Source organism: Photobacterium leiognathi (assembly GCF_030685535.1).
GTDB classification, from domain to species: domain Bacteria; phylum Pseudomonadota; class Gammaproteobacteria; order Enterobacterales; family Vibrionaceae; genus Photobacterium; species Photobacterium leiognathi.
On sequence record NZ_CP131601.1, the window covers coordinates 1371667 to 1383517 of the forward strand.

10 protein-coding genes are annotated in these 11851 nt (G+C 38.9%); 3 read left to right on the top strand and 7 right to left on the bottom strand.

Features of this window, described 5'->3' with window-relative positions:
• Nucleotides 1-244 precede the first annotated feature (244 nt).
• A complete protein-coding gene (locus Q7674_RS13450) occupies nucleotides 245-574 on the top strand; it encodes a hypothetical protein (RefSeq protein WP_045063409.1) in 330 nt (109 codons plus the stop codon).
• Nucleotides 575-1394: 820 nt separating this feature from the next.
• On the opposite strand, the gene Q7674_RS13455 is transcribed toward Q7674_RS13450, so the two are convergent.
• The 3 genes from Q7674_RS13455 to Q7674_RS13465 form a co-directional block, all read right to left on the bottom strand.
• A complete protein-coding gene (locus Q7674_RS13455) occupies nucleotides 1395-2138 on the bottom strand; it encodes a hypothetical protein (RefSeq protein ID WP_045063412.1) in 744 nt (247 codons plus the stop codon).
• Complete coding sequence (locus Q7674_RS13460) at nucleotides 2122-2658, bottom strand: hypothetical protein (protein WP_045063413.1); 537 nt, start codon at nucleotides 2656-2658, stop codon at nucleotides 2122-2124. The genes Q7674_RS13455 and Q7674_RS13460 overlap by 17 nt, the downstream gene beginning before the upstream one ends.
• A 561-nt stretch (nucleotides 2659-3219) precedes the next feature.
• Entirely contained in the window at nucleotides 3220-3597 is a 378-nt protein-coding gene (locus Q7674_RS13465) for a hypothetical protein (protein WP_305423983.1), read from the bottom strand.
• A 213-nt stretch (nucleotides 3598-3810) separates the two neighbouring features.
• Here Q7674_RS13465 and Q7674_RS13470 point away from each other — a divergent pair, with 213 nt between their 5' ends.
• Nucleotides 3811-4092: a putative periplasmic lipoprotein gene (locus Q7674_RS13470; protein ID WP_045063417.1), complete on the top strand. Its 282-nt coding sequence runs from the start codon at nucleotides 3811-3813 to the stop codon at nucleotides 4090-4092.
• Nucleotides 4093-4136: 44 nt separating this feature from the next.
• Here Q7674_RS13470 and Q7674_RS13475 read toward each other — a convergent pair whose 3' ends face one another.
• The 4 genes from Q7674_RS13475 to Q7674_RS13490 all read right to left on the bottom strand — a co-directional run bounded on the left by Q7674_RS13475 (nucleotide 4137) and on the right by Q7674_RS13490 (nucleotide 7918).
• Nucleotides 4137-4649 carry a hypothetical protein gene (locus tag Q7674_RS13475; protein ID WP_045063418.1) on the bottom strand — a complete coding sequence of 171 codons (513 nt, stop codon included), beginning with the start codon at nucleotides 4647-4649 and terminating at the stop codon, nucleotides 4137-4139.
• Nucleotides 4646-5761: a cytochrome-c peroxidase gene (locus tag Q7674_RS13480; RefSeq protein WP_052679867.1), complete on the bottom strand. Its 1116-nt coding sequence runs from the start codon at nucleotides 5759-5761 to the stop codon at nucleotides 4646-4648. The genes Q7674_RS13475 and Q7674_RS13480 overlap by 4 nt, the downstream gene beginning before the upstream one ends.
• Nucleotides 5762-5898: 137 nt before the next feature.
• Complete coding sequence (locus Q7674_RS13485; protein ID WP_045063420.1) at nucleotides 5899-7368, bottom strand: C69 family dipeptidase; 1470 nt, start codon at nucleotides 7366-7368, stop codon at nucleotides 5899-5901.
• A 214-nt stretch (nucleotides 7369-7582) separates the two neighbouring features.
• Nucleotides 7583-7918 carry a hypothetical protein gene (locus Q7674_RS13490; protein ID WP_045063422.1) on the bottom strand — a complete coding sequence of 112 codons (336 nt, stop codon included), beginning with the start codon at nucleotides 7916-7918 and terminating at the stop codon, nucleotides 7583-7585.
• A gap of 430 nt (nucleotides 7919-8348) precedes the next feature.
• On the opposite strand from Q7674_RS13490, the gene Q7674_RS13495 reads away from it, so the two are divergent.
• The gene (locus tag Q7674_RS13495) at nucleotides 8349-11528 is read left to right on the top strand and encodes a M66 family metalloprotease (protein WP_305423987.1); all 3180 of its coding nucleotides are present in this window, start codon (nucleotides 8349-8351) and stop codon (nucleotides 11526-11528) included.
• Nucleotides 11529-11851 lie beyond the last annotated feature (323 nt).

Below are 11851 nucleotides of genomic sequence, written 5' to 3' on the forward strand. Positions count from 1 at the left end.
TTTATGCGTAGGTGGGCGTGTAACATTTTTCTGGACAGAACTTTGTTAGATAGCCAGCTCTATTCAGGCTGATTGATATTAGGAAAAGTATTGGTAACTTCTTCACAAGTACCTTTAGGGTACAAAAAGACCGCCACTGTGGGCGGTCATTTAACAATAAAGCTATTTATGCGCATTGAATAAAAAAATCCCAAAATTTAATATTAATGTCACAGGAAACCTTAAAGGCAATTATGGATAATTTATGGATTTACTAAATTTAGTGGCTTCATTGGGATCATTGGGATCATTTCTACTTGGTGTTGTAGGAACAGGTCTTACTGCCTATGTGGTATCAAGAAACAAACTGTCAGGGAAAATTGATGAAATTGATGAAAAAATCGAAAAAATCATACATCAGGAAAAATCTATATCTAAAGCAAAAGAATCTGGAAGATTACAAGCTATAAGTGAAAAAATAGATAGTATTATTGATGAACAAAAATGCATAACACTTACAACAGAGACTATAAAGTCAGATATAGAAAATAGTAATTGGAGAAAGAAAATCAGAAATTGCGAAGACAAAAAATAGAGCTGCTATACGAGAAAGTTGTTGAATATTATAGTATTAGGGTAGACTTTCTTTATCCGAACAATATACAAGAAAATGAGCTATTCGATAGTAGGAGTTATTTTTATAGCTTGTATTCAGAGATAGTCATGATTATTGAATTGTATTTCAATATAAATAATGAATTATCGGACGTATCTTTGAAATTTTCCGAAAACCACAATAAGACTATAAAACTTGCTACTAAATATACCTTGAATAAAATCCAACCTCCATTAGATAAACATGAAGAGTTATTAAAAGAATACACGGAAATATACCTATCACTAAAATTTTACTTGGTGCAAAGCATGAGAGTAGAGCTTGGTGAAAATAATTAAAATGAAATTTTCGACATTTAGCTTCTATTTAACAATATGCATCTTTAACGAACTTCGTGATCGAAGCTCAAGACAATTGTACAGTAAAGCATGCATATCTATAAGAAAAAGCATATAAAACAAGTACAAGTTTGACGTTATAATTTTGTTAATGATGTTACTGGTTTCAGAATATTCAATCAGGGCGGTGTTTGCGCATAAAAGTCTAAAAAGTGACGTTTACTAACAGATTAAATCACTTGGTGATCACATGAGCTAGTAACAGCTACTAGCTCAATATTGGACAAAAGTTAGTTAATTGCTTGTTCTATTTTGGGGAGTAAGTATTAGGAAAAGTAAGGGTAACAATCGACGTATTTTCAACGTTACCCTTTATATCATTTGCAATATTTATATAAGGTGGCTTGGGCTTGTCCAACACTTCGGATAGGTGTTGGCTGCGCGACACATATCCTTATTTGTTAACTGTTTTTACCGTTATGCTTTAAAATGTTGTTTTTATGGTGAGCCAACTCTTCTACACCAAGAATAGCTCTTATTTTTTTCGATAACGTAATCAACGATGCATCATGGTCATGTGTCGATTTTTCAAGGACATCAATAAAAGCTGATTTAATGTCTAACAATTCTCGTGCTGCGTTATCTCTATGCTCTTGAACGGTACCTTCACCTTTTGGCATTTTTATATATTGAGAATTAGCACCAAGTTTTCTTAGTTGTCTTTCGAAACCTTCGAGGTTGCTATCAATTTCTTCAGTTAGCCAGTTCATATACTCTAACCGAAGAATAGTTAAATCAGCAGCAAAAGCATGAGCTTCATCGTAGTCAGTTTTAGTTCTAAGATCATTGAATGCTTTTAAAACGAGTTTCACATATTGGTCTGAAAACTCTGCTTGTTTATCGAATACCGCATTTGCCATATGAGATGAGGACGCCAAAGCTAGATTTTGTTTTTGTAGGTTTAGCTCTTTGTTCCGCTCATGAGCTGAGTTATCACGAACAAGTTGATATAGAGCAGCAACCATCGCACCAACGGCAGGAATTGCAGTAACACCCTTAAATATCTCATTAATTGGAGCAGCAAAGGTTACGCATAGCGAAATAAATGCTATTGCACCTAAGGAAATATAGAATCTAATGGTAACCTCCAAATCTTCCGTAACAGTTAATGCTCTATTGAGCTGTTTGTTAGCTGCGTTTAACACTTTTCCACTTTCGATAATTCGTCAACCACGAAAAGCTATGTAGATTAGACCTAAAACGAGGCATTTTAGAGAAGCTAACTACTCCGTCAGAGTTAATATCAGTTACAAGAAAAGTATCTTTAACCACAAGCTTAGATGTATCTGGCATATAAAGGTCAAAGCTCATCTCATAGCATTCGCCTTTCTCAAAATAAACAGAGACAATATCAACACTGACCAAACAGGTTGTTCTACACGGTATGTAAGTTTTAACGGGAAAGTACTTTGCCGAATCAACCTTATCTGTACTTTTTCGAACAAAGAGCGCATCAATGTAAACTGCTTGATTACCTAAACTCGATGCGACTAACTCGACTATACGTTCGCGTTTTATTGAATCTGAAGTAACCGTTTTTCTATGGTGTATATTTGCCAACCTAGCCGCAAACTTAAACGATCGCCAATAGCTTGTTACGTACAATGAAAATAATGAAAACATAAATGCAGCAAGCGCAATAACTTCTGCGAGCCCCAACTTCAACTCATTTCCTCCTTTAACTACAAAGCAACTAACAAATAATTAGCAAGCACTCTTACTTTTACGCAAAAGAATGCCCATAAATCTCGATAATCATAATCAATTTAATTAATAAATATCATGAGCTTGATTGCATTATTTTGTTTCAAAGTATTTATTGGGAATGTTGAGAGTAAGAGATGTATTAAATAAGTTTGATTAACTACAAATAAAACTAATCTGAAATCAGGTTAACACGATATGAATGAGTATTTGATCTAAGTAACATTGGGGCATAAATGAGTTTGCCAATACCACGTCAACTAAACCTCAACCTATAAGTAAGATACTAACCCTACAAGAATTAAGTTTTGGTTTCGTTTGGCTACACAACCGTAGATATCAATCATTATAACTAACGTTACACTTATAGGGATTCATAACATATTACCTTCTGAATCTTATTATTAATTCTCTTTTTAATAGATGGGGCTTTACAGTCAGATTTCAAGAGAGCGGTAAATAGTCAGTAGTAGATAGGGCAATAGCTATGGTGTACAGCGCTGCACACCATAGCGAAGGTGGTTACTCAGGGCAGCAAGCATTACAGCCTTGTAGGGCAATTTCATGCTCGAGTTCAATCATGCCATCAGCGTTTTTGCTGGTTTTGATTTCTCTTTCAATTTCAAAAAGATCATCTGGGTCAACGCCGATGGTTTGCATTTCTTCTTCAGAATAAGCAAAGGCATTTAATAACAGGTAGTATTTTGCTTCATCAACTGAGCAAGTGACTGTTGTGACGATATCATCAGGGTAATCATTGCTATCATTAACAATAGCGTTTACTTGCTCAAGCACAGATTCATGCATAGCGGGTGTTAGCCAACCTAGGCTTGCTTCTGCTTTTTGCTGGCGGCAGTCAAAGCAAGGTAAAAGGGCAGTATAAAGATTAAAATTGCTCATGGTGGATCCTAAAAATAGCTATGGCGATGAAGGTGTTATTTATTACGATCATAAACGCATTTGAATAGCGGGTATATTAGGAAATTATATTATCTACGTCTAATGAATGATGGTGTTTTATGTTGGTTTATACACAGGTAAGACTACAATTTGCAGATGGTATGATATTCTACTGATAAATCATTAAGATAAAGTTTAAGAGAAGGATGTTTGATGAAAAAGCAGGTGTTATTTTCACTGATTGCATTGGGGCTAGTGGGCTGTTCGGGAACGCCATCAAATAGCTATACCGTAAAAGATGCAGCGGGTGTTTCTTCTTGGGAGCTTTGTCGTAATATCGGCTATCACGAGTTCTTTAACCGTAATGATAAAGCAGCAGAGCTTCAGCAATATGTTGTCGAGCGTGGTGATATTGCACCTGATTCCTGTGCTACTGCAACGGAAAAAGGCAAAGAGTTTGCCGAACAAGAATACCATCGTAATACCGGATTATGAGTGGTAAGCCACAGCCAATGTATCACGCTGTGGCTTTTCTTTAATTACAAATCGGTGGTGATGATCTGCACTTTTACTGCTTCGTTAGGCTTACCTGTTAGTTTCAAGGTATAGCTCCCCCATTCATGGGTGTTTAAATGGGTGAGGTATTGGTTTTGCTTTTCACATTGTAAGTTAACAATATCTGCGCCTAGTACATCAGCGCCAGCCATGGTGACTTGCACTTTTGGTGTCACACCAACAATAAATTTCTCATCCCACTCTTTAATTGCTAGCTGAATGTAGGTTTCACCTTTGGCATTTAGCTTAGTATCAAAGCCTAACTGCTTATCTAAAATAAACTCTTGCTGGCTTGCTGCATCAAGGGTTGATGCTGTCGCAATAACTTTGGTCGGCATTGCACATAATGGCTGATAACTCTTAGCAAAATAGTCGTTACGTCCTTTGTGCTCAGGGTTCACTTCAGTTGCTGCACTTACTGCCATTGATTGGCTGAATAACACGCCTAAAGTAATTAATTTAATCGTCTTGCTCATGGTTTTGTTTATGGTGTTCATGACTTCACTTTAAAAGGTGGAAGACAGTTCGGGCTGTCTTTTTTATTTTTTAATGGTACTAACTGGCAGAAAGGATCTTGGTGTTGCTGCGCAGGTAGTTTGGTTATTGTTAAACTTTGAAGAAAGGCAACAAGGGCTTTTTTCTCCGTCGTAGATAATCTAAATTCTGTGATTTTCGGATCTTTGTTGAGGTGTAACCGACCATCACCAGCATTCTTGCCAACAGTGATAACTCGTCCACCAGCAGCATAATGTTCAATATATTGTTCCAGTGATTGTACGCTGCCATCATGTCCCCAAGGTGCGGTTTCGCTAACGTTGATCAATGATGGAATACGGTATTTACCATCATCTGAGTCGTTATGGCTAAAGCTGGCTTTTCCACGTTCATGGGATGGGTATAAATAGCTACCGTCTTGGTTTTTAATTCCATATAACCCCGTGCTGACATACACAGGATCATCTTTATCTTTAGGTGTATTAAGTAACTCGCCACTGTGGCATTGCGAGCATTTAAGCCGTTCGCTATTAAATAGTGCCAATCCCACTTTTTGCTGATCATTTAATGCTGCTGAGTTACCTGCTAAATAACGGTGATATGGAGTATCTAAACTCGTAATGGTGGTCACATAGCTTGCTAGTGCATCTATCACTTTGCTGGTGGAAAACTCAGGTGACTGAAAACTGGCTGTAAATAAAGGCGTATAAATATCAGATGCTTGTTGTAAACGTTGCAGTAATAACGGTTCTGTCATCCCCATTTCTGTTGGGGTTGTGCCAAACAATGGCAGCATAATGGTTTGCTCAAGCGTATTAAGTCCATCACGGCTTTGCATGAACTGTGAATAGTGCGCAGTATTGAGTAAAGCAGGGGTATTTAATGTGGTTGGCTTGCCATTAATATCTGGAACTTTGCTAAAGCGATTAGTCCAGCCAAGATCAGGAGAATGACATAAAGCGCAGCTACGATTGCCGAGTTTTGATAAGCGAACATCATTGAACAGGTATCGACCTAAGGTGATTTTCGCTTCTTGTGATGGTGATGAAGCAAAAACAATGCAAGGTACGAATAGCAAAAATAGTGAGCTAACAAGTGTAAGGAGTGTTCGCATTTTGTTGAATAAAGGTAAATTCGATGCCTACATCATATAAGATGCGAGAAAAGAATATATATCCCAATTGTTTCAAAATGCGACACTGAGCCGAGATGAAAATAAGAGACCACCCTGCCTCTTATTGTTGACGCTATTTATGCACCTTCAAAGTGATAAAGCATGTCGGTGTCGTGGGTCATTTTTGTTAATAACGTATTTGTCAGATCATGGGTAAGTGTTAGCGCATCATCGACGGTTTTTTGCTCAAACTGGTTGATCAGTGCTTGGGCTTTTTTAGGCTCTTTCTTGTAAATCGCTAAGTATTGCTTTTCTAACGCTTGCTGTTTTACTGCAGTTTGCTGCTCAAATTGTTGATAGGCTTTTTGCACAATAGGCGCAAACTCATTCCAGTTTGTCATTGCAAGGGTTTGTAGTTTGCGGAACTGCCAGTTAGCAGATTGGTCGTCAGCTTTATCGTTACCTAATGTCAGGGCTTTTGGTACCTGTGTCATGCCTTGGTAGTAAGGGATATAAACACTTAATGCTGACATACCATAAGCCATGTATTCCGTTTCACCAATCGCAATTGGCAATGATGGACGTACTTGAAGAATATGGGATTCTTGGGTTCTGAATACGGAAATAGGGCGGTAAGGTTCTTTCGGATTGTTATTGGCGTACGGATCGTGAGACGTACCTTGGTAATGATTTCTTAAACCTTGCTCAACGTCATTAATCGTTAATTTGTGTGTTGGCGTTAAGAATACTGGGAAGTTTTGACCCTGATCGATTTTGGTCTTTAGCCCTTGGGTATACATGTGCTGTAACGTCCACACACGTGGGTAGTTATAGGTCACATCGTTTTGGGTGTCTTGTGAGTAAGCTTTGTGGAAATTAAAGGCTTCGCCTGTCACTGGCGTATATAAAGCATGATTTTCGGCAAAGCTAACTAACGTTGGTGACGCTAAGTAATCCGGATTATGAGGTTTATAAGTGCTTAAACGACCTTGGTTGGCAGAAACAAAGTATTTATCCGCAGGAAGCTTTTGCGCCATCCACTGGTGACCACTACCAGTTTCTAAATACCAAATACCCGTTTTATCAACAAATGCAACACCAAAGCCTTCAGATGCACCTTGCTTTTCGATGATCTTACCGAGTAATTCAACACCTTCTTTAGCTGTATGTACGCGAGGTAGGATCACGTTCTCAATCGCATCTTCACCAATACCCGTTTTAGTGACATATGGATCGGCCGCGAGTGCTTTGCTGCCGTTATAAATGGTTTCTGTCGCAGAAATACCAACACCAGCAGAGTTAAAGCCAGCTTCTCCCATGCTGGTACCTTTAGTGTCGTAATCAGACAATGAAGTGTATTCCAATGCATGTTCAGCAGCAGGGTAAGTAAAGTCGTTAGCGTTAGATTTAAAGTCGGCTTTTTGTTTAGCTTCTGCTGGGTGATAGATAAATTGTTTGGTGTTATTGGCTTGGTAATCTTCATTACGTGCCACAATGAATGAACCATCTTTGGTTGCTTGGTTGCCAACTAAAATGGTGGTACAGGCAAAGCTTGGCACACTGAGTGTGGAAGCAATAAGTGCGGAAAGTAGTGTGATTTTTTTCATCGTCTGTATTTAAGTGAACGTCATAGTGCATACAGTTAAACAGGCGAGGAGAAAAGAAAACGTGACACCTGTCATATAAAAAATTTGACGAAGTGCACACTAATTTTGCACAGATTATGGAAGTAAAAATCGGTTTGTGATTAAACCTTCAGATAAAAATTAGCAATAGTAGAGAAAGAAGAAGATATTCATCTTTCTCTACCGTTATTTCGATTTAGCCATTGAGCATTATCACGATCGCCATGATTGAGACTAAACCTACGACATTGAGCACACTATAAAGAATCGTTTTTGGCATGGTAAATGTCAGGTGATTGAAATCGTATTTAGAGCCAATGGAAGTAATGGTTAAAGGTAGTATCACCAGTAAGCCGAACATCCAGCGAATAGTTGGGGTGATCAAATAACCGATTTGGGTTTCAGCGATAATAAAGCCAATTACAGCGATAACCAGTGTGGTAATTGAGACCGCAAAAGTGCGGTTGTAGGAATCCATGAGCTCAGCTAACGCTTTGTACTCTTCATCGGTAAATTGGGATTGCTTGCTCATATTAATTACGCCTACAAGGATAGAGAAAAGAAGACTGATTGTAACGGATAATGAAGCAGAGTTAAAAATCCACGCTTTGCTTTATTGGTATAACTATCAATAAAAATGAGATGTTTTATTTTTGACGCTAAAGAGTCAAATTCTTTATTAGTATAAGATCCTGAACGATCAAAAGGGATTTAAAGCTCGCCCCAAGAGATGGATAACAGTTAGAAATACCAAATAAGTGATTGTATTAATAGATATTATTTATAGTCATGAATTAACATTTTAGATGCAATATCATGCGTCAAAAAATCGGTGTTTCAGGGCTGTTTTTTTGACGTTTTTAGGTTTAATAAATTCTTACAAATCAGTAAGATAAATTGATTTTCACCTTCTTATTTATTCACTATATTCGCGCTAGATATGTTAATTTTGTGTGGATGTAATGAAAAAGAAATATTTAGTTAGTTTGCTACCTGCATTGCTAATGGCGCAATACGGTTACGCAGAAACAAAATCAACCACAGCACCAGAAACGCTTTATTTTAATAAGAAAGCATTACCTTCTGATACACAAGGTAGCCTACAAGGTAGCGTAAGTATTGCTCAAAGCGTGATCATGCAAACGAGCAACAAAATTGAAAACGATCGTCAACCGCACCTCGTATCACTACGTCGCAGTTTAGTGATGTTTGAACCACAAGCTGACATGCTTGAAAGCGGTGAAGCACTAACAGTGACAGCGAAAAACGCAAACAATGAAGTGGTTTACCAAACCGTTATGCGTTTGCCGCAACAGTTGCCGCAAGTAGCGGGTAAATTAGATAAATATGTTGAGATTATTAAGCCTGAGCAATTTTCTCTCACTGTTACTAGCAATAACGATCTTGGTCAAATTGCTGGTGAAGCTGGCAAATCCCATTTTAAAGCGCTGATTGCGCAGCACGATACTATCCATGTTTCTACTGGTGATGGTCATTGGGCTCGTCATTTTATTCTGCCAGATGACAAAGCTTTCCATAATAAGAAGATCACTTTTACCTCGGATGCAGGTTACAACTCTCAAATCGATTACTCACAGGGCACAGATACCATTAGCCGTGGTAATCAATTCACTTACCAGAATGTTGATGGTATTTGGTACGGTGAAGCAGATATGGCAATCAGCCGTGTTGCTTACAGTGATAAAGCCTATTCAGCTGTGCTACCAGCAGAAGCCATACTACCAGGTTTGAGCTTAACTTTTAGCGCAGAGAGCAATAAAGAAGGGACTGTTTCAGGCATTAAGATCGGTGCTAATACCAGCATGATCTTAAATACGATCGATATTGGTTTATTAACTGAGCCAAGAGATCAATTCCAGTTCATGAAAGATCCTGATCTTCATCGTCAATATTTCCAAAATATTCAGATCAGTAAATTGATCGTTAACCCTTATGAGTCAGTGCATCTTGAAGAAATCATGTTGCCTGATGGTCGTGTGTTGGTTGGCGTTGATCCAAGTGAAGCTGATGCTTATGGCAGTGACTCGCACTACCGTATTGCCCGTGAGTTAATTTCATCTGGTATCAACAGTGCAAGTTATGGTGTGAACTCGTCAATTGTACGTCCTGCAAGCCAGTGGAATATCAGTGCGCCATATCATGCAGCGCAAGTGACTGTGAATAACTCTATTGGTAACTACACTGATGGCTTAATAGCACATGGTTTATTAGGTTCATACGCAGGTGTTGCCTCTGTTGTTGGTTCGACAGGCAATGAATTTAGCCATGAAGTTGGTCACGAATTAGGTGTGGGCAATCACTACCCAGGTGGTTACAACGGTGCTATTCATAAGAGCTCAACGGAAGTGAACTCAACATGGGGTTGGGATGTTCATAAAAACTTCTTTATTCCAAACTTTACCAAAGGTGTAACGAACCAAGAGTCATGTTACGAAGGGGAGTGTGTTGCACCGTTTGAAGGTCATAGCTTTGGCTTTGGCACTATGTCTGGTGGTTCAGCCTTATACCCTAAATACAACGCTTACACCTTACATGCCCCATACGAGCTAAGCGTATTCCAAGACTTCTTAGAGAACAAAGCTAATTTTGATCCTGCATCACCAACAGGCTTTAGTAAGTGGGATCATAATGAGAAAGTCATGAAACCGTGGACGAATAAAACGGCAGATGATCTTGCTCTCTCTATTGTTGTTAGCCCGAATGAAAGTTTAGGTCCTGATGAATACGGCCCTGAAAGTGACAAGTTCTACCAATTATTTGAAAACAACGATGTGGTATTTGTACACGTTAAAAACCACGCATGGATTGGTAATATTTACCTGCCAAGTGATGCAGCATTTGAAGGTAAAACAGCTTATCTACAAGTTACGTCATTGTGGAATACCAATGTTCACTACAACGATCAAAGCTTTACGCTAGTTCGTGATAAAAAATACGCGTTCACTTACACCAATGGACTATGGGTATTAGATGAGAACGTGACAATTGGCGATCAGCTTGACTTGATCCCATACAAGCAAGGTATTCCAGTCACAACATTAGTGGGCTACTACGATCCAGAGAAAGCATTACCAACTTATATGTACCCAGCACTGCATGGTGCTTATGGTAGCGTTTACGTTGATAACTTCACGGCTTCATCTTGTAAGGTAGATGTATTCACCCACGAAGCAGGAACTAAAACCTTTAACTTACATAGCCGTCGCCTACAAGCGGGCTTTATGAACCGTTTCCACATCAACGTTGAAAGTGCACTGAAGCCATACCGTGCAGAAGTAAGCTGTGGTGGTGACGTATTAGATACAATGGATATCACTCCTGCGAAAACAACATTGAAAGCCAATATTGTTTCGACAGAAGCAGGTAAAGCGCCTGTGATCAGTGGTGTTGAAGATGTGGTAATCGCACACCGCGATCTGTTTGCGCCATTAGCAGGTGTAACAGCAATGGATGATTACGAAGGCGATGTAACAGCATCTATCGTCGTTGAAGGTAGCGTTGATACGAATAAAGCGGGTCATTACAGCTTAACTTACAAAGCATACGACAGCGCATTAAGCGAATCGGTTGTGGTACGTAATGTAGAAGTGTTCAGTGAAAAACCAGTGTTATCTGGCATTACAGACACCACCATTCAATTTGGTGATGCATTTAATGCTAAAGCAGGCATTACCGCTTCTGATGTTGAAGACGGTGATTTAACAGCAAACATCATTATTGATGGTGAGGTTGATACTAACCAAGCGGGTACATACACACTGACTTACCAAGTCACAGATAGCGCACAACAAACCACACAGGCACAACGTGTAGTGACGGTTGAAGGTAGCGCAGTTTGTGAAAACACGTGGAGTGCAAACAACACTTATGTCGCGGGTGATGAAGTGAGCCACAACGGTGTGGTATGGCAAGCAGGCTGGTGGACACAAGGTGAAGAACCAGGAACAACAGGTGAGTGGGGCGTTTGGAAGCAAGTAGCAACAGAAGGTTGTACGTCTGTAAAACCTGAAATCACGCCACCAGCACCGGGTGAATACCCAACGTATCAAGCAGGTACTGCTTATAAAGAAGGTGACATTGTTCGTGCAAGTGATGAGCAACTTTACCAATGTAAGCCTTGACCAAACTCAGGCTGGTGTTCAAACGGTGCTTACGCGCCAGCAACCAGCGTTTACTGGCAAGATGCTTGGACAAAGCTGTAATAACTAAAATGATATAGATAAACAAAAGCGGTGAGTGATCACCGCTTTTTTCGTTTTTACTAACTCAAGGTATTAAATCTAATTTATTTACCTCGTAGCTAATTATTATTTGTACCTCACAATGAGAGGAAAAAACGATTAAAAAATTTCGATTGCTATCGTCAAGTTAATTGAAATGACTCTATCTCAAAAGAGCGTATTATTTTAATAAAACATAGTTCATTACAAATTAAGTTATGGAG